Source organism: Paenibacillus cymbidii (genome assembly GCF_004764705.1).
GTDB lineage: Bacteria > Bacillota > Bacilli > Paenibacillales > NBRC-103111 > Paenibacillus_AN > Paenibacillus_AN cymbidii.
This window is the reverse complement of the sequence record NZ_SHLX01000001.1, coordinates 705,728-725,070: the sequence shown is the minus strand read 5'-3', so window position 1 is coordinate 725,070 and position 19,343 is coordinate 705,728. Positions and strand designations below refer to the sequence as shown.

The 19,343-nt window shown below is 56.3% G+C and carries 16 protein-coding genes; 6 read left to right on the top strand and 10 right to left on the bottom strand.

Annotation, left to right across the window (positions count from 1 at the left end; all coding sequences use genetic code 11):
- Positions 1-171 precede the first annotated feature (171 nt).
- Positions 172-519 carry a YugN family protein gene (locus EXY20_RS03185; RefSeq protein WP_135547496.1) on the top strand — a complete coding sequence of 116 codons (348 nt, stop codon included), beginning with the start codon at positions 172-174 and terminating at the stop codon, positions 517-519.
- A gap of 9 nt (positions 520-528) precedes the next feature.
- Positions 529-1,755, top strand: coding sequence for a putative lipid II flippase FtsW (ftsW, locus tag EXY20_RS03180; RefSeq protein WP_135547494.1), 1,227 nt, complete (start codon positions 529-531; stop codon positions 1,753-1,755).
- Between the two features lie 451 nt (positions 1,756-2,206).
- On the opposite strand, the gene EXY20_RS03175 is transcribed toward ftsW, so the two are convergent.
- Positions 2,207-2,581, bottom strand: a complete 375-nt coding sequence (locus EXY20_RS03175) for an Asp23/Gls24 family envelope stress response protein (protein WP_135547492.1) — start codon at positions 2,579-2,581, stop codon at positions 2,207-2,209.
- Between the two features lie 461 nt (positions 2,582-3,042).
- On the opposite strand from EXY20_RS03175, the gene cax reads away from it, so the two are divergent.
- Positions 3,043-4,107 (top strand): calcium/proton exchanger, encoded by a 1,065-nt coding sequence (cax, locus tag EXY20_RS03170; RefSeq protein ID WP_135547490.1) that lies wholly within the window; start codon positions 3,043-3,045, stop codon positions 4,105-4,107.
- A gap of 686 nt (positions 4,108-4,793) precedes the next feature.
- Here cax and EXY20_RS03165 read toward each other — a convergent pair.
- From EXY20_RS03165 to EXY20_RS03145, 5 genes are all read right to left on the bottom strand, one after another.
- Positions 4,794-5,081, bottom strand: a complete 288-nt coding sequence (locus EXY20_RS03165; protein ID WP_135547488.1) for a YlaN family protein — start codon at positions 5,079-5,081, stop codon at positions 4,794-4,796.
- A gap of 198 nt (positions 5,082-5,279) precedes the next feature.
- A complete protein-coding gene (locus EXY20_RS03160) occupies positions 5,280-5,528 on the bottom strand; it encodes an HPr family phosphocarrier protein (protein ID WP_135547486.1) in 249 nt (82 codons plus the stop codon).
- 99 nt (positions 5,529-5,627) lie between these two features.
- Entirely contained in the window at positions 5,628-6,743 is a 1,116-nt protein-coding gene (locus EXY20_RS03155; protein WP_135547484.1) for an aminopeptidase, read from the bottom strand.
- 39 nt (positions 6,744-6,782) lie between these two features.
- Positions 6,783-7,481, bottom strand: a complete 699-nt coding sequence (locus tag EXY20_RS03150) for a TVP38/TMEM64 family protein (RefSeq protein WP_135547482.1) — start codon at positions 7,479-7,481, stop codon at positions 6,783-6,785.
- 177 nt (positions 7,482-7,658) lie between these two features.
- A complete protein-coding gene (locus tag EXY20_RS03145; RefSeq protein WP_235885318.1) occupies positions 7,659-9,626 on the bottom strand; it encodes a sensor domain-containing diguanylate cyclase in 1,968 nt (655 codons plus the stop codon).
- 321 nt (positions 9,627-9,947) lie between these two features.
- Here EXY20_RS03145 and rpsD point away from each other — a divergent pair, with 321 nt between their 5' ends.
- On the top strand, positions 9,948-10,550 hold the full coding sequence (gene rpsD / locus EXY20_RS03140) for a 30S ribosomal protein S4 (protein WP_135547480.1): 603 nt from the start codon (positions 9,948-9,950) through the stop codon (positions 10,548-10,550).
- Positions 10,551-10,722: 172 nt separating this feature from the next.
- Positions 10,723-13,902 (top strand): transglycosylase domain-containing protein, encoded by a 3,180-nt coding sequence (locus tag EXY20_RS03135; RefSeq protein WP_235885317.1) that lies wholly within the window; start codon positions 10,723-10,725, stop codon positions 13,900-13,902.
- Between the two features lie 142 nt (positions 13,903-14,044).
- Here the strand turns inward: EXY20_RS03135 and acsA are convergent, their stop codons facing one another.
- From acsA to EXY20_RS03115, 4 genes are all read right to left on the bottom strand, one after another.
- The gene (gene acsA / locus EXY20_RS03130) at positions 14,045-15,769 is read right to left on the bottom strand and encodes an acetate--CoA ligase (protein ID WP_135547478.1); all 1,725 of its coding nucleotides are present in this window, start codon (positions 15,767-15,769) and stop codon (positions 14,045-14,047) included.
- Between the two features lie 197 nt (positions 15,770-15,966).
- Entirely contained in the window at positions 15,967-16,668 is a 702-nt protein-coding gene (locus tag EXY20_RS03125; protein ID WP_135547476.1) for a 5'-methylthioadenosine/adenosylhomocysteine nucleosidase, read from the bottom strand.
- A 138-nt stretch (positions 16,669-16,806) separates the two neighbouring features.
- Positions 16,807-17,814: a catabolite control protein A gene (ccpA, locus tag EXY20_RS03120; protein WP_135547474.1), complete on the bottom strand. Its 1,008-nt coding sequence runs from the start codon at positions 17,812-17,814 to the stop codon at positions 16,807-16,809.
- 263 nt (positions 17,815-18,077) lie between these two features.
- Positions 18,078-18,500, bottom strand: a complete 423-nt coding sequence (locus EXY20_RS03115; protein ID WP_328592482.1) for a hypothetical protein — start codon at positions 18,498-18,500, stop codon at positions 18,078-18,080.
- Positions 18,501-18,752: 252 nt separating this feature from the next.
- Here EXY20_RS03115 and EXY20_RS03110 point away from each other — a divergent pair, with 252 nt between their 5' ends.
- Positions 18,753-19,277 carry a type 1 glutamine amidotransferase domain-containing protein gene (locus EXY20_RS03110; protein WP_135547472.1) on the top strand — a complete coding sequence of 175 codons (525 nt, stop codon included), beginning with the start codon at positions 18,753-18,755 and terminating at the stop codon, positions 19,275-19,277.
- The last annotated feature ends 66 nt before the right edge of the window (positions 19,278-19,343 follow it).

The window sequence follows — 19,343 nt, the reverse complement described above, 5'->3', positions numbered from 1 at the left end:
AAATGGCGGCACAATTACACTTTTCCCGCCGTTGCCTTCAGCCCGGCGCGAACCGCCACAATTTGGTCACAACCTTGCCTTGGGCCGAAGCTTTCGACTTGCACTGGGCCGGGAAACATACTATCATGAAACATAATCGAAGATTTACCATATCCGGGAGGCGCATCTGTCGTGATTATCGAAAACACAGGAATCAAAGGAATGAAAAGCGATTTGGCCCATCTGGACGAATCGACCGAGAAGCTGGGCTTTGTTCGTTGGCAGTGGGAATATTACCGTGCCACGTATGACTATAAATATGAAGACCGCGCCACCAAGAGCGAATATTTCCTGCGCGTCAACGCCCGCGTCGAGAGCGGCAGACTGGAGAAGCCGGACGCCATCCTCTATTTGGAGGACGCCTACATCGGCAAAACCACGTTCCCCCACGGTCTCGACTACAATGCGCCGATTCCGGACGCCGTGCTGTCGACGCTCAAGTCGAAGCTTGACCAACTTAAGCACGCGCTGGCTCACTAAGAGCTGCCGATGAAACCGGTACGCAGAGGAACGCCCGACTTTTTGCTGCTGTTTCTGTCGCTTGCACTCGTCGCCTTCGGTTTGCTTATGGTTTTCAGCGCCAGCTCGATGACTGCCGTTACGGATTGGGGCGATCCGTGGTACTACGTCAAGAAGCAGGCCATCGCCATCTTTCTCGGTATGTTAGGCATGGTTGTCGCCATGAACATTCACTATTCCCGAATGAAAAAGTGGGTCCTGCCCGCTTTTTTCGCATGTCTGATTCTGCTTGTCCTGGTGCCGTTCTTCGGTACCGGCCCGAAAGGGATGGGCGTGCACAGTTGGTTCCGCGTCGGCCCGTTCAACTTGCAGCCGAGCGAATTCGCCAAGCTGGGCGTCATCCTGTATTTGGCGCTGTACATCACCCGCAAGGGCGAAAAGTTCCGCGAATGGAAAGGCGGCTTGTTCCCGGCGCTCATCATGCTGGGCTTTATCGCCTTGCTGATCATGCTGCAGCCCGACATGGGCTCCTGCGTCATCCTGGTGCTCTCCGCCTTCGTTGTTATTGTGGCCGGCGGCGCCAGAATGAAGCATTTGTTCGGCATCGCGGTGACGGCAGCGGCGATCGTCAGCCTGATACTCGGCATGAACAGCTTGCGCGGCAGCGAGGAAAGCGATTACCGGTTGGACCGGTTTACCGCGTTCCTGAACCCTTTCTCGGACGAGAACGGCATCGGCTACCAACTGGTGCAGTCGCTGTACGCCTTCGGGCACGGCGGCATCACCGGCGCGGGCTTCGGACAAAGCATCCAGAAGCTGCATTATTTGCCGGAACCGCATAACGATTTTATATTCGCCATCATCGGCGAGGAATTCGGTTTTATCGGAAGCTCCTTGTTCCTGCTTGTGTTCGTCTTTTTCCTCTGGCGCGGCATTCTTGTTTCCGTTCGTTGCAAAGACCAGTTTTCGATGCTGGTCGGCATCGGCGTTATGGGCATGTTCGGTATTCAGGCGTTCGTCAATATCGGCGGCGTCACCGGCGCTATTCCGATGACCGGCGTTACGCTGCCGTTCATCAGCTACGGAGGCTCGTCGGTCATCGCCACGCTGCTGAGCACCGGCGTCATGCTTGGCATTTCACGGGAGCAGAACAAACAGGACGCCGCGGACAAGCCGGAGCAGCCCGAACGGCAGGAGCCGGAGCAGCCGCAGCGCTCCGCTTATACGCGTCCCGCCGCCCGGCATTATTCCAAGTAGCTTGACACCCCCGCATCGGACATTTCCGGCGCGGGGGTGTTTTGTTGTGGCTCGAAAGCCGGTCTCGTATCGCGAGGCTATCGCCTTATTGGGGCTGTTGCCGTTGCGACTTGGGAGCGGATATCGCCGGAGCTTCTCCCCAACTTCCATACGCTAACGGTTTCCAGCGAGTCTATTCGGGCATTTCAAGCGTTTTTCCGGCGCTAACGATTTCCGTTGAGCTTATTGCAGGCGGGCCGGGCGATAGGGGGCCAATAGGCCATTTTTTATGGGCTGTTCGTTGCCGAGTAATCAATCGGACCACTCAGGAGTATGCTCGTTCTGCCGGCATCCGAAAACAACAAGCGATCGGAAAAGCAGCCCTTATCCGTATCTTATTTGTCAAAAAAAACCGCTTCTGCCAAGATGCCTTGGCAAAGCGGTTTTTGCTGCAAAATGCGGCGACAGTTCATTACTTGACCCGATGGGGATCGTCCAATTCTTCTTCCTTGAAGGCCACGCCTTCCACCTTGACATTGACTTCAACGACGCGCAGCCCGGTCATATTCTCCACCGCTTCGCGTACATTCAGCTGCAGTTCGCGGCATACGTCCTGGATTTGCGTACCGTAATGCACAATGATACGCAGATCGATTGCCGCCTCCAATTGGCCTACTTCGACGGAGATGCCTTTTTGCACATTTTTGCCGCTGAGCCGTTTGGCCAGCCCTTCCGAAATACCGCCGGACATTGCCGCGATCCCGCTTGTTTCCAGCGCCGCCAATCCGGCGATTGTCGCCACTACATCGTCTGAAATACGAATTAATCCTTGGCTTTCTTCGGACATCCCGTACACCTCGTTTCTTGTCGCAATGCCGCAGGGGCGGCTTCGTGAAATGCTTCGATAGAAGCTTCTCTTATTATAAGTTTTCCCATATGCAGCGTCAACGCGCCGCCTCCGCTTCTTCCGCTTCTTGCCATTCCCCCAGTCAAACCGTTATAGTAAGAAAAGCAACTATCGAAGCACTTCGAAGAAGTTGGCCCGGATTTAGCGGTAACTTTTCATGCCAATCAGAAAGTCGGTTTCGCTCTAACACTTTAGCGAATTTAAACTTTCTGATGTGGTAAGAAAAGCAACTATCGAAGCACTTCGAAGAAGTTGGCCCGGATTTAGCGGTAACTTTTCATGCCAATCAGAAAGTCGGTTTCGCTTCAATGCCTTAGTGACCGTAAACTTTCTGATGCGGTAAGAAACGCTGCTATGGTAGCACTTCACGGTTGCATCTTACATACGGGGTGACAGGTTTCGTGAGACAAAAACTGTTTTACATGCTGCTGATCGTCATGTTCGTCGCCAGCGGCATCGCGCATTACGGCGGAGCGGCGAATCTCGTGCAGCTCGTGCTTGCGTGCATCGCGGTCATTTTTGCGGCGGGTTTCCTCGGCAAAGCGACCGAAAGCGTCGCCCACTACTCCGGCGAGCGGCTCGGCGGATTCCTGAACGCTACCTTCGGCAATGCAGCCGAGCTCATCATCGCCATCATCCTGATCAAGGATGCGATCTTCCACGATGAGCCGAAGCTGTTCGACATGGTGAAGGCGAGCGTCACCGGTTCGATCATCGGCAACATGCTGCTCGTGCTTGGGCTTAGCGTACTGGCCGGCGGGTTGAAATTCAAAGTGCAAAATTTCAATCCGAAGCTCGCCGCCCACAACGCGTCGCTCATGATGCTGGCCGTCATCGCCCTGTTCGTTCCCGCCGTGTTCGCCAAACAGCTGTCGCCGGCGCATACGGAAACGTTCAGCATCATTGTCGCCGTCATCCTGATCGTCGCTTACCTGCTGTGGCTCTATTTCTCCATGGTGACGCACAAGGACGAGCTCGCGGATGAGGCGGTCGAACACGGCGAAGCGCTCTGGTCGAAACGCACGTCGATCCTGTTCCTCGCTCTCGCTACGGTGATGGTCGCCTTCGTCAGCGAATGGCTGGTCGGCACGCTCGACACGTTCTCCGAAACATTCGGCTTGTCGGAGTTGTTCGTCGGGGCATTCGTAATCGCAATTATCGGCAACGCTGCCGAACATTCGGCCGCCGTCATGCTCGCGATGAAGAACAAAATCGGCGCCGCCGTCGAAATCGCCATCGGCAGCAGCCTGCAAATCGCCCTGTTCGTGGCGCCGGTGCTTGTCATCGTCAGTTTCTTCATGGGCAATACCATGAACATTGTCTTCACCGCCTACGAGCTGGTGGCTATTGGCGTCGCGGCGTTTATCGCCAAATCGATTTCCCAGGACGGGTCGACAAATTGGTACGAAGGCGTTCTGCTGCTGGCCGTCTACCTGATTCTCGGCATCGCGTTTTATCTGGTGTAAAGATCGCCTTCCATGGACAACCCCCGGCAAGCGCCAAGCCTGCCGGGGGTTGTTGCGTATTCGTACGCATTCGGCCATGAGAAAACCGCCTGGGAAGACCGCCCTGGTCCTATTGGGTTTGAAGTCTGAAAGGGGCTGCTTTTTTGCCCGCGGCCATCGGGCAAGCGCATTAACGCGGTGGCAATCTGGCTTGTCCGGCAACTGCAAAGCCTCCAGTGGGGCCGGACCGCTGCAAGGAAAGGCTGGCCTTGTGAGGGCGGATCGCCTATCATGGAGCAGGCACTTTGCTTCATGCGCGCCATTCCCCCATCCGCCAACCAGCACCTTGCCAAATAGGCCATGTTTTCTTGCCTATTTCGCCAATAAAGGGCAGTCAATACGAAATAGCCAGTGATTTCACTGGCCATTTCGCTCGAAGTGCCTATTTGAAGGCGATCACGGGCAAATAACCAGTGTTTTCACTGGCTATTTCATACAAGCTGGGCGATAGGAGGCAAATAGGCCTTTTTTCATGGGCTATTTGGGTTGTTCGCCTTTGTTTTCGAATCGGAGGAGCAGCATTTCCGCGCAGCGGCTGCAACGTGAAGCTTGGTTGCACTTTCTAGCGCCAGCACGCCGGCAACATCCTGTCCCCACCCCGAAACTTATAAATTCTTAAATGTATAAAAAAAAGCAACCGTCGCCGGTCACTCCTTCGGATTCATCAATTCCACCAACTGGGACAAATTGCGCTCGAGCTTGCTGAGCAGCCCCTTCCCCGCCATTTCCTCGATCAAGCCGGCCCGTACCGCAAAATCCACCTGACGGGAGAAACCGTACATTTGCGTATCGAGAACTTCTTCATACAGCGGACATTTGCGCGTCGACAGGTTGGCCATCTGGATTTCAATCAATTTCTCGATTTTATCGGCATCTTCCTGAAGAAGATTATAAGCTTTGGCGCTTAGCTCCGTCTGCAATTCGGATGATGACATCAAGCTTCCCCCCTGTTACGTTAAAAAAACAACCCCTATGCTAATATTAGTCGAAATCGCGTCAATACACAAGAGAAGCGAGTGTTGTCGCGCGTTTCCCTGCCAAACAAAAAGCGCCGCACCGGGACGGAATCGCTTCCGCATCGCCGGAACGGCGCTTTTTTCGCACTTGTTGCGCCTGGGGCGTGTCTGAACGCCCTAATCGTTAATCAATTCAACGGACATGCCGTGCTTCGTGAACACTTCCTGCATCGCGGCCGAAGCTTCCGTCGCGTCCGGGCCGTGTACGTGCAGTTGATAGCTGCCTGCAGTCATTAACGTCGTGAATAATCCGAGAATACTTTTTACGTCGATAAACTTATTTTGATATTGCAGTACGATCGAAGACCGAAACTTGTTGGCGGTTTGAGAAATTTCCACTACTGCCGCGTTGCTGGTGCTGGCCATGACTAATCCCTCCGATTGGTAAAATGACAGACTGCAAGGTTTTCCATTCGCTACTATGATACCTTGGAACCGCCGCCGCGCGCAAGGTCGGCTGCCGTCTTATTTCAAATTTTCCGGGTTAAGCGCTTTTAATTCCGGCACAACGAACAAGCCGTCCTTGCGGATCAGCCGGTCGTCGAACCAGACTTCCCCGCCGCCGTATTCGGGCCGCTGGATCAACACAAGGTCCCAATGGACCGACGAACGGTTGCCGTTGTCCGCTTCCTTGTAAGCCTGCCCTGGCGTGATGTGAAGACTGCCGGCAATCTTTTCGTCGAACAGCGTATCTTTCATGGGGTGAAGGATCGCCGGGTTGAACCCAAGGCTAAACTCGCCCAGGTAGCGCGCTCCTTCGTCCGTATCAAGCACGCCGTTCAGCCGCCGCGTTTCGTTGGCCGTCGCTTCCACGATGCGGCCGTTCTCGAACACGAAGCGAATCTGCTCGAATGTCGTTCCCTGGTACACCGAAGGCGTGTTATATTGGAGCACACCGTTCACCGAATCGCGCACCGGCGCGGTGTACACTTCCCCGTCGGGGATGTTGCGCCTGCCGCAGCATTTGACCGAACCGATCCCTTTGATCGAAAAGCGGAGATCGGTGCCCGGCGCCACGATGCGCACCCGGTCCGTCCGGTTAATCAGCTCGCTGAGCGGCTCCATTGCTGCCGCCATACGCGAATAATCGAGATTGCACACATCAAAATAAAACTGTTCGAACGCTGCCGTGCTCGTTTTCGCCAGCTGCGCCATCGCCGCGTTCGGATAGCGGAGAACGACCCAACGCGTGTGCTTGACCCGCTGCTCCAGGTGAACCGGCTGGCGGTACAACTGTTCGTACAGCTTGCGCTTGTCCTCCGGAACGTCCGCCAACTCGCTGGCGTTGTCGCCGGCTCGCACGGCAACGTAACACTGCATGCGGCGCATGCGCTCCAGATCGAGCGCCGCCCACTCCTGCACGAATTCCGGCGTCGCCTCCGCCAGCTGAGCTGCCAGCACCGCGCTGTCGCGCAGCTCGACGAACGGGCGCCCGCCGCGGGCAACCACTTGCTCGACAAGACTGCGAACGATGTCGCGTTCGCCGCCGAACATTTCGATCATGACATTGTCGCCCGGCTGCACATCCATCGAATACTGCACCAGGCCTTGCGCCAATTTCACAAGCCGCGGATCTCTCATCGAACCTCGCTCCTCCGCCCACCGAATCGTATCATGCCGTCAAACGATTCGTTTCACCGTGTAACGCTTTTTGATCCAGGTCCCAACTGCCACAAGCACTACAAGCACGAGCAGCAATACGGCCAGCCTGCCGCCGTATTTCTTCAGGTGGAACAGATCGTGGCCGATCATCGACTCCAGCAGCACGATGGGCAGCTTGCCCAGCATCGTGCCCAGCACGTAAGGCATGATGCGCATGCGCGACACGCCTGCGCCCAGATTGATCGCCGTCGACGGCACGAAAAATAAAATGCGCCCCAGCAGCACGATCAAAAACCCGCGCTTCTCGATCAGCGCATTCACCTGCATGGCGGTCGGGTACTTGGCCATCTTCGCCGCGATCCAGTCGTGGGCCACATAGCGCGCGAACAAAAACGCCAGCATCGCTCCGAGACAGGACATCGAATAATTGATCAGAAAACCGGTCTTGAATCCGAACACGAGCACGTTTGCGCCGGCCAGCAACACGAACGGCACATACGGCACCCACGTCTGCAACAACACGGCCAAGCTGCCGACGACGATGGCAAACGAGCCGAACGATTGCAAATAAGCGGACAGCTCGCGGTCGTTCATTCGTTTCATATGGTTGAAATGCGTGCCGGTCCGGGCATAAACGACCAAATAAATAACAATCGCGGTTGCTGCCGCGGCGCATGCAATCTTCAACGCGACAAGCAGCCAGTTTCTTTTTGCCAAAGCGATTAACTCCCCCCGGTGACAGACGCGAGATTGGCTTCTATCTTACCATGTTCTCCAGACGATTGAAAACTATGCCAATAAGAGGTTGTCCGGAAAGCCGGCTTGCTGGACACGGTACAAGACGCGAAAAAACCTTGCGGATCGATTGCCCCGCAAGGGTGCCGCAATCGGCATTCAGCCGATCTTGATCTGGTTCTTCCCTTCGTGCTTCGCCTTGTACAGCGCCATATCGGACTTGTAGAACAGCATTTCCACGCTGACCCGCTCGTCCTGCCAGTTCCAGTCCGATACGCCGCACGACACGGTCACCTGCGGATTTGTTTCGGTCTGCACCCGCTCGCGCACCCGCTCGGCGATGCGCACCGCCTGCTCGATCGACACCTGCGGCAAATAGACTGCCAGCTCCTCGCCGCCCCACCGCGCCGGGATGTCGCTTTCGCGGATGCACGATTTGATGATCCCGCTGACCTGGATCAAAATTTTGTCCCCGACCTGGTGGCCGAACGTGTCGTTGACGCCTTTGAAATTGTCGATGTCGACGACGATCAGCGAGCCGCAAAAGTCTTTCTTCTGGAAGTAGTTGATCTGTTCGTCCAAGTAGTGCCGCGCATAAAGCCCGGTCAAATTGTCGGTGATGACCATGCGGCGCACTTCGGCGTGCAGCGACGCATTGGCTATGGCCAAGCCTACATGGCCGGACAGCACCTGCAGCAGCTTGTAGTTCTCGTAGGAGAAAAAGTTCGGCGTCCGATGCGTCACCAGAATAACGCCAACCACTTCGCTATTGACGAGAATCGGCGAAGCGATCAGCGAACGCGATGCCGTCATCTCCATCAGCTTGGAGCTGATTTGCGGATGCGACCAATAGTCGGATATAATCAGCGGCTCCTTGCTGGTCACCACCACACCAGCAAAACCGTAATCGACGGCAAAAATGTCGTGGAACATCGACGGAAGGTTCGTGCCCTGCACGATCATTTCCTTGTTCTCGTTATCGGTCTGCAGAATGCAGCAAAAATCGGCGCCGAATATCGTAATCAGTTCGGAAGAAGCGAAATGGAATATTTCGTTCAGCTTGAGGCTCTGGTTCAATCGTTTGGTAATTTCGTTGATAAGCCGCAGTTCGCTGATCATCAGGTTCGATTGTTCGTACAGCTTGGCGTTCTCGAAAGCCGTGCCCGCGGTGCGCGTAATCGATTCGATGAAAGCCGGCGATTCGGTAAACGGCTCTCCGTCCGAGATCAGATGGAACACCCCGTACACGCCCTGTTTGCCGATGAGCGGCGCGGCAACTTCCGTTCTGCCGGCGAGCGGGTCCGTCTCGCGAATGACGCGGCCTTCCATAAACGCCCGGGTACACAAATCGTCTTCCTGATTGTAAAAAATGAGCGGCTTCACATGCTGCGAATTGCTGCTGTTGTCCTGGGACAGCAGCAGATCGATTTCCGCGTGCGGGAATATATCTTTCATCTGGCGCAGCAATTCGGACAAGACGGAGTCGACATCGATCATCGAAAACAGCTTCTGCGACAATTGAAACAGCGTCTCGCGACGCTTCTCCTCGCGCAGCAGATGCAGATGCTCGGCCGTCTGCACTTTGTCGGAAAGCGCGACGACGCGATTGTCCACATAGGGAACAAACGATACTGCGCCCATCTGCAGCAGCAGCAGCGGATCGACGCCGGCCGGCAGTCGGCCGACGAGAGCGACGAACCCGACCGTGTCCGCTGCATCGGCGATAATCGGCATCAGCGCGACCGTCAGCTTGTCCTGGGCGCCGAGCTTCGGGTAAGCGTACGCAACGCTTGCCCGAAGACCCCCGTCCCGCCAAAAATCGGCCGCGTTCATCTTAATAAACAGCGTCATGTCCTGCAGCCGTTCGCCTTTATATTCGTCGTGCAGCCTGCCGGACTTGTCGCCGATCAGAAACTCGAATGTTCGTTTCGGGAAATGGATGCCCACCGTCTTGTGCCAGCGGACGAATGCGGGACGCAAAATGTCTTCGAATATGTCCGAAGGCGCGTTCAAATCCCGTTCGGATGCGGAGCGGAGCGTGATACGGCATGCGTAATCCCCGTTATAGCTCGGAGATGAGGATTTCCATTCTTTGTCGCTAAACGATTCACGCAGGTGATCCCTCATACGCGCCCTCCTCTCCGAAAAAATACCGTTACTGCAAAACCTGTCGACAGACATATAGTACAATGATACTATGTTTCCAGATAACTTGCACTAGGGAATAATATTTTGGCCATACAAAAGCAAGACAAACGTTCCTCTTGACATCACCTTTATCATGCTTATATAATTGGTAGTTGAGTGAACGCAAATTGTCACCCTCGCTGATTTTGTTGCTGACAGGACTGCGGCTGAACATGCCTGTCGGAAAGCGACTTCGCTTGTAAACAAAATCAGGCAATCTGCAATCGCCGACCCCATTACACTCAAAGGAGTAATCAATACATGTCGCGCTACACAGGCCCGAAGTTTAAATTGAGCCGCCGTCTCGGCATTTCGCTCAGCGGCACCGGCAAAGAATTGAGCAAACGTCCGTTCCCTCCAGGCCAGCACGGCCCGGGACAGAAGAAGAAGATCAGCGGCTACGGCATGCAGCTGCAAGAGAAACAGAAGCTGCGCCATATGTACGGCTTGAACGAGAAACAATTCCGCAACCTGTTCGATAAAGCGGTCAACATGAAAGGCATTGCCGGCGAGAACTTCATGATCCTGCTGGAAAGCCGCCTCGACAACCTCGTGTACCGTCTTGGCTTGTCCAACTCGCGCGCTGGCGCGCGCCAGCTTGTCGCGCATGGCCACGTAACGGTGGGCGGCAAGAAAGTGGACATCCCGTCGTACACGGTAAGCGTAGGCGATCTGATCGGTCTTCGCGAAAGAAGCCGCGGCTTGTCCACCATCAAGGACGCGCTGGCCGGCCGCCATCACATTCCGGGCTACCTCGATTTCAACGAGAACGCCATGGAAGGCAAGTACGTCCGGTTGCCGGAGCGTTCCGAGCTTCCGCAAGAAATCGACGAGAAACAAATCGTCGAATTTTACAGCCGGTAATCGTTCGAACCAAGCCGTCCCGTCGTCAGCTTCGCTGGCGCAGGGCGGCTTTTTGCTTGATCGTTCGCGCCAATTTGCCGATGCCCGGGACTAGCGGATACCCGCTCCCTTCTCCCCTTCGTTTGGCCCCTGCAATTGTGGTATAATAGTTTATTGATGGGGGGAAAACCGATTGAATCCGAAACTTCGCCGTACGATGTACATACTCAAAACGATCGCTATTGTGCTGCTCATGATGATAAAATGGGTACTCATCGTCGGCTTCATCTCCGGCGTGCTTGCAGGCGGCGTCGCCTTCGGGTACGTCTCTTCGCTCGTCAAGGACGACACGCCGCGAACGAAAGAGTTCATGCTCGAGCAAATCGAGGAAAACGCCGTCACCGGCTTCGTTTATTTCAAGGATGAAACCGTTATCGGCCAGCTTCGTTCCGACGAAGACCGGCGTCTGGCGACGCTCAGCGAAATTCCGGAGATGCTGCAGGAAGCGGTGATTGCCGTCGAGGACAAGGACTTCTACGAGCATAACGGCATCAGTATCGGCAGCTTGCTCCGCGCCGTCCGGCAGAAAGTATTGAATGAAGAAGTGCAAACGGGCGGCAGCACGATCACCCAGCAGCTTGCCCGTCGCGTCTTTCTGAGTCTCGACCGCGAAGACAGCCGCAAGGCCAAAGAAATTTTGCTCTCCATGCGAATGGAGCGGCTGCTGTCCAAGGACGAAATTTTGCTCGCCTACCTGAATAAAATTCCGTACGGCAACGGCGCCAGCGGCTACAATTTGTACGGCATCAAAGCGGCAGCCAAGGGCATTTTCGACATTGACGACCTGAGCCAGTTGAACGTCGCCCAATGCGCCTATTTGGCCGGTTTGCCGCAGTTGCCGAGCAACTTTTCCGCTTTTACGAGCAAGGGCGAATTCGATGCGGCCGGCTTCAAGCGGGCAAGCGGGCGGATGCAGATTGTGTTGAAACGTATGCTTGAGGAGCAGAAAATTACGGAAACGCAATACGAGCAAGCGCTTGCCTTTGATTTGAAAGGCTCGCTCGCCAAAACACAAGAAAAAGCGTACACCACCTACCCTTACTTGATGGTCGAAGTCGAGAAACGCGCGGCGGAGGTACTGCTGGCCCAGCAGTATCCGAACCTCGTCATCGATTCGGACAAGAAACGGGACGCCTATAACGAGGCGCTGAAGGATGTCCAGTCGCAGCTCAGCCACAGCGGCTACCACATTTATACGACGATCGATCAAACGATCTACGACAACATGCAGGCGATCGCCCAGGAGAAGAAAAATTTTACGCCCGACGATCCGAAGAAAGGCATCGAACAAGTCGGCGCCGTTCTGATCGAGAACAAAACCGGGGCCATTCTCGGCATGATCGAAGGACGCAACTTCTACGCCGAACAGCTGAATCATGCGACGCAGGCATACCGGCAGCCGGGCTCCGCGATGAAGCCGCTTGCCGCTTACGGTCCTGCCATGGAGCTCGGCAAAATTCAGCCGGGCGGCGTCATCGACGATACTCCGGTCATTCTGAAGGACGGACAAACGAACGGCTACTTTATTCCCGAAAACTGGGATAAACAATTTCACGGACTCATCACGGCCCGGCAAGCGCTCAATTCGTCCTACAATATTCCGGCGATCAAGCTGTTCCTGTACGACGTCGGCATCAACCAGGCGTGGGATTACGTGCGCAAGATGGGCATCACCTCGATCACGAAGGAAGATTCGTACGCCCAAACCGGCGTAATCGGCGGCTTGACCAAAGGCGTGTCCGTCGAAGAAATGACCAATGCTTACGCGACCTTCGCCAACAAAGGGGTCTTCTACGACGCCTTCATGATCAGCAAAATCGTGGACAGCAAAGGCAAAACGATCTATGAGCATACGGCCAAACCCGTCAGCGTCTTTTCGCCGGAAACGTCGTATCTCATGACCGATATGATGCGCACCGTCATTACGAGCGGGACCGCAAACGATCTCGTCGCGCAAAAAAAATTCAAGCATTACGGGCAAGTGCCGGTAGTCGGCAAAACCGGGTCCACCCAGGACGATGCCGACGCCTGGTTCGTCGGCTACTCGCCGGACGTAACCGTCGGCGTATGGGCCGGCTACGACCAGCCGGTTTACAAGCTGACCGTCGCTTCGGGCGGTACCGCCCGCGCCAAAAACGTCTGGGCGATGGTCATGGACATGGCCATCGACAAGCGGCCGGAGCTGTTCCCGACGAAGCAGTTCGAGAAGCCGGCCAATATCGTGTCGATGACGGTATCGAATTTGTCCGGCAAGCTGCCCAGCGATTTGATTACCGAATCCGGCCATCTCGTTACGGATCTGTTCAACAAGAAGTTTGCGCCGCAGCAGGAAGACGACGTCATGGTGAAAACGAAGTATGTCTCCTACGAAGGCGTCAACTATGTGCCGCTGGCGGTAACGCCGGAAGACATGCAGCAGGAAAGCGTCATGATTCGCCGACCGGAGTCGCTCAGCGAAACGCTGAAGAAAATCAAGGACATCGAGGCCAAAATTGCCGAAGACCGGCGCAAGCCGCTCGGAGCGTATATGCCGCCGGATGCCGGCAACGATGCGCCTACCGAGTCCGATCCGCGTGTCGACGACGGCAAAGCGCCCGATGCGCCAGGTACGCCGGTGCTGACGAAAGAAGGCGCCGATGTGCGCATCTCCTTCGCCGCTTCGCCGGGAACGGACATTGTCGGTTATCGCTTGTACCGCAGCGTCAACAAAGGAGCGTACCAGAAAACCGGCAAAGTCGTGCTTGTCGGCAAGGATCCGCTCTTCGCCGATACGCCGGACGCGGCGGGCGTCAACAGCTACTATGTGACGGCGGTCGACGTGGCCGGACGCGAATCGAGCCCGAGCCGCATTGTGGGCACGGACGGATCGACGCTTGACCCGATCAACGTTCCGGGCTTTACGCCCATACCATCGGGTTCGCCGCTGCCGGGCGGGCAGTCGCCAACGCCAACACCCGCTTCTGGAGCATCTGGAAGCCCTTCTCCGGGCGCAAGCGCCAGCGTGAAGCCGGATATGACGGCTGCCGCGGCGCCTACCCGCCCTCGCGGGTTAGCGCTCGACCTGCAAGGCGTTTCGCTCCATTTCAAGTGGACGGCGAACCCGGCGGCCGACAAGGTGCAGCGCTATGACATTTATTACAGCGACAAGGAGAACGGCAATTACCGCAAGCTAGGTTCGGCGACCGGCTCAAACGAGTTTATGTACACGGCCGTCGTGTACGACGGGTATTACCGGGTAACGGCGGTCAATTCATTCGGCGAATCGACGCCTTCCGCTTTTGTCTCGTACAAATCGAAGGTCACGACACAATAGCGGCCCGGCAGTCCCTCCCATGCCAAACGCAAAGCCCATGCACAAGCTGCATGGGCTTCTTTTCTGCGCTCGAATCGCAGGCGCGAAAAAAAACGGCCCGGCATTCGCGATCAGGCGAAGGCCGAGCCGTTTAAACAGCGAATCAATCCTCGATCGTCGACAAATCGCCGGTTGGCAAACCGAGCTCCCACGCTTTGAGGACACGGCGCATAATTTTGCCGCTGCGCGTCTTCGGCAATTTGTCTTTGAACTCGATTTCGCGCGGCGCAGCGTGCGCCGACAACCCTTCCTTGACGAACTTGGCGATTTCCGCCTTCAGTTCGTCCGACGGCGTAAAGCCGGCGCGAAGCGAAATGAACGCCTTGATGACTTCGCCGCGCAGCGGGTCCGGTTTGCCGATGACGCCGGCTTCGGCGACGGCCGGGTGTTCAACCAGCTTGCTTTCGACTTCGAATGGCCCTACCCGCTCGCCGGACGTATTGATGACGTCGTCGACGCGGCCCTGGAACCAGAAATAGCCGTCCTCATCCATATAAGCCGAGTCGCCGGAAATATACCAACCGCTCAAGCGGAAATATTCTTCGTACTTCGCCGGGTTGTTCCAAATTTTGCGCATCATCGACGGCCATGGCGTTTTGATCGCGAGGTTGCCCATTTGCAGCGGTGGCAGCACGTTGCCGTTATCGTCGATAATAGCTGCTTCCACGCCTGGAATCGGTTTGCCCATCGACCCCGGCTTGATCGTCATCGACGGGTAGTTGCAGATCAGGTGTCCGCCGGTTTCCGTCATCCACCACGTGTCGTGAATGCGGTGGTTATACACCTTCATGCCCCAGCGCACAACTTCCGGGTTAAGCGGCTCGCCTACGCTAAGCACATGGCGAAGCGAAGACAAGTCGAACTGCTTGACTACATCGTCGCCGGCGCTCATCAGCATGCGGAACGCGGTCGGCGCGCTGTACCAGACGGTAATTTTGTATTTGGCGATCGTTTGGTACCAGTCCTGCGGGCTGAACCGTCCGCCGCGGATCACGTTCGTCGCCCCGTTCAGCCACGGCGCAAAAATGCCGTACGACGTGCCCGTTACCCAGCCCGGATCGGCGGTGCACCAGTAAACGTCATCTTCGCGCAGGTCGAGCACGATTTTGCCCGTATAGTAATGTTGAATCATGGCATTGTGGGCATGGAACACGCCCTTCGGCTTGCCGGTGGAGCCCGATGTATAATGCAGAATGAGCCCGTCCTCGCGTCCCACCCACTGCACGTCGAATTGCTCGGAAGCGGCGTTCATTTCTTTGTAGAAATCGATTTGTCCGGCTTCCGCCGTTATGTCGTGGCCAACCAAAATGATGTGCTTCAGTTCCGGCAGTTCCGCTACCGGCACGCGCGACAGCTGCGACGGGGTTGTGATGATCGCAACGGCACCGCTGTCGAGCAAGCGGTCCCTGACGGCCGTTTCCATAAACGCTTCGAACAGCGGTCCAACGATGGCGCCAACCTTCAACGTGCCGAGCAACGCAAAATACAGCTCCGGCGTGCGCGGCATGAAGATGAACACGCGATCTCCGAGGCCGATGCCGTGGTTGCGCAGGACGTTGGCAAACTTGTTCGATTGCGCTTTCATCTCGCCGAACGTATATTGTTCATCGCGGCTCGCATCGCTGTAATACAGCGCGACTTTGTCCTGGAGGCCGTTCTCCGCGTGGCGATCGATCGCCTCGTAGGCCATATTGACTTTGCCGTTCGTTTGCCACGAAAATTGTTTCTCCACGTCTTCCCAGCGGAACGCGGCACGGGCGGCCTCATAATCGCCCAAATTGGTGACGGCCGCGACTGCTGGCAGCTTTTCGTCTTGCAGGTTGCTCATTTCGGTAAAACCTCCCGTTTCATGAAAAGTAATTGCATAATAACGCTTTCAACCGCATCCGGACAATCCAGTCTTTCGAGCGCAACGCAAAAACGGTGCTTGTGCATTTCAGCAAGCCTAATTATATCATACCCGTTGGCGACACGCCTACTTCTTTATTTGGTCGCAAAGTGAAGCCCGGCGCTTGGGGAAGGCCGCTATTCGCCCATCGCCTGCAGCATGCCGCTGACGATCGCATACGACCGGTCCGCCGATTCGCGGGCAAACGTGGCGAAATTGACGGAAGCGGAACCGTCTGCCTTATCCGACATAGAGCGAATGACCACATAAGGCACGCCGTTCATGGCGCACACTTGCGCTACCGCCGCACCCTCCATTTCCGTACAAACGCCGCCGAGCTCCAGGTGCAGCTTCGCTACCTTGTCGCGATCGGCGACGAACTGATCGCCGGACAACACGCGGCCGACAACGACGCGGCCGGTCGCCTGCTCGGCGCAACGCCTGGCCAGATCGGTCAATTGCGGATCGGCGGGAAAGTCGGATACGTCCTGGTAAGGGATCGCGCCCAGCGGGAAGCCAAGCGCCGTCACGTCCATATCGTGCTGCAAACACGAAGAGGAGACGACGATGTCTCCGATCTCCAGCGCCGGATCCAGCGCCCCCGCTACCCCGGTGAACACCACGGCGTCTGCGCCGAACCGGTCGATCAACACTTGCGTGCATACTGCGGCATTCACTTTGCCGACGCCGGACTTGCACACGACGACGGAACGGCTCTGAAACGTCCCTTCCACATAAACGATGCCGGCGCGCTGCGTCGTTCGCTCCTGCTTCATATGCGCGTGCAGAAGCTCCACCTCTTCCGCCATTGCGCCGATAATGCCGATTCGCTCTGCCATCGTATGTTCATTTCCTCCCTTGATCTTCCTCATATGCGGCATAATGATCCGCCAAGACGAAAAACAGCCCCACAACGTGGGGCTTGCGCTTCGAAGCATGCTCAGTTGCTTGGCGGGGCCCCGGAAAAGTAAAGCGCCTCATTTCACATGAGCCACGGAATTGCGCTTGATGATTTCGTGGGGCAGCACGTACTTCGCCTGCTCGACGTTCTCCTTGTTCATCAGCTTCGTCAGCAGCCTCATCGAAACGGCGCCGATATCGTACATCGGTTGCGCCACAGTCGTAAGCAGCGGGCGCACCATCGACGAGATGCGGCTGTTATCGACACTGATGACCGAAACGTCGTCCGGCACGATCAACCCTTTGTCCTGGATCGTATGGATAGCGCCAATCGCCATCTCGTCCGTCGCCGCGAAGATCGCCGTTGGGCGTTCTCCCAGCTCAAGGAAATACTTGGTCGCTTCAATGCCCGATTCGTACCGGTAATTACCGATACGGACCAGCTCGTCCGTCACCGGAATGCCGGCTTGCTCAAGCGCCTTGCGATAGCCCTGGTAGCGGGCGTAGCCATTGGCCGGATCCTGAAGCGTGCCGCTGATCATCGCAATGCGGCGATGGCCGTTTGCGATCAGCAGTTGAACGGCATCGAACGCGGCTTTCTCGTGGTCGATATCGACCGCGGGCATCGTGTTGTTCTCGTCCGTTGTCGCGCACAGCACGATCGGCACCGTCGACGTGCGGAACGCCTGAATGTGCTCGTCCGTAACGACGCCGCCCATAAACAGCAGCCCGTCCACCTGCTTCTCCAGCAGCGTGTTGACGACGCGGATTTCCTTGTCCTTCTTCTTGTCCGCGTTGCACAAAATAATATTGTAGTGGTACATATTCGCAATATCTTCGATACCGCGCGCCACTTCGGCGAAAATGGCGTTGGAGATATCCGGTATCACGACACCGACCGTCGTCGTTTTTTTGCTGGCAAGCCCTCTGGCGACGGCATTGGGGCGATACCCCAAACGTTCGATCGCCTCGAATACCTTCTTCCGCGTCTGCGGCTTCACGTTCGGGTTGTTGTTGACCACCCGGGACACCGTAGCCATCGATACGCCGGCTTCACGCGCCACATCATAAATCGTAACGGTCACGTTCGCTCTCTCCATTTGACAATAGATTTGTCCCAACGACTCGCATTAAGGCTATGATACGATAAATTGTCGTTTCGTGCAATTGTGAAAACCTTTTTATTGCCAAATCGCGTTTCTTTCATGAACTCACTGGCGCCGCGGCGATTTCGTTCGAACTCGCTTCTTCAAGGCAGCGCATACGGATTTGTTGCTATACTATCAAAAAAACCGAAAAAAAGCCAACGGGACGCTGGCTTTCGGCATTTCGGTTCGATGCTTGTCCCTTACGAAAAATCGTATGTAGAGACGGCATGGCTCGTAATTTGCGACAGCCGTTCGCGGATGTCGTCCATCCAGGCTTCGTCGCCCAGCGACTGCGCAATCAGCAGCAGGTCGAGCAATTCGTTGATGCGCTCGTCGAGAATCGTTTCGACGGACCGGTGCGCCAGCTGCTTGTCCGTTACTTTCGTCAGCAACAGCGCGACTTCGCTCACTTCGTCGAACGGAAGCGTCATCTTGTCCGGGTTGTTGCTCAGCTTGGCGATCAGCCCGGTCAAATGCGGCTTGACGGCCGGATACACTTCGCTGCGGCTGCACGACTCGCAGGAGAAGACCGGCACGTTCTCGATCTCCACTTTGTTCTGATAAATGACCGTTCGCAGCCGAATATTCATCGGATTCCCGCACTTGCACGGCTTCCGCACCACTACCACTCCTCCATTGCTTGGGCAGACCGCAGGCAAACGGTTTCGGCATACAGCCAAAGCGCGGGCTCGTTATCGGTCTTCTGTCATATTCTCTGTATATCGGCCGATTTCCTTCTTGCCTGCAGTAGTATTTGTTGGCATCCAAGGAATGATATGCAGCTCGTTATTGGCATTCTTCTTCGCCGCCATGGTACAATGACGGCAAGATTCGTCATCCAATCCCGTACGTTTGGAACCGAAGGAGGCTTGCATATGCGCTTAAGCGGCAATAAAGTCATCTGTCTCGTCGACGAAGAATTCGAAGATCTCGAGCTGTGGTACCCGATCTACCGGGTGCGCGAGGAAGGCGCCGTCGTCCACCTGGTCGGTCCGGAGAAAGGCCGCACGCACACCGGCAAATACGGCGTGCCGGCAACGGCGGACCTGGCGTTCGACGAAGTGGACAGCGCCGACTATGACGGCATTCTCGTGCCGGGCGGCTGGGCGCCGGACAAGCTGCGGCGCTACCCGCAGGTGCTGCGTTTCATCCGCGAGATGAACGAGGCCGGCAAACCGATCGGGCAAATTTGCCATGCCGGCTGGGTGCTCATCTCGGCCCGCATCCTGCAAGGCCGGCAAGTGACGTCAACGCCGGGCATCCGCGACGATATGGAAAATGCCGGCGCCACCTGGCATGACGAGCCGGTCGTCGTCGACGGCAATCTCGTGTCGTCGCGCCGACCGCCGGATCTGCCGCCGTACGCGAAAGCGTTCTGCGATTTGCTGGCGGCTCGCTGAACAAGCGGCAATACCGAAAGTAAGGGCTGTCCCGCGAGTAAGGGACAGCCCTTTTGCGTATGCGCC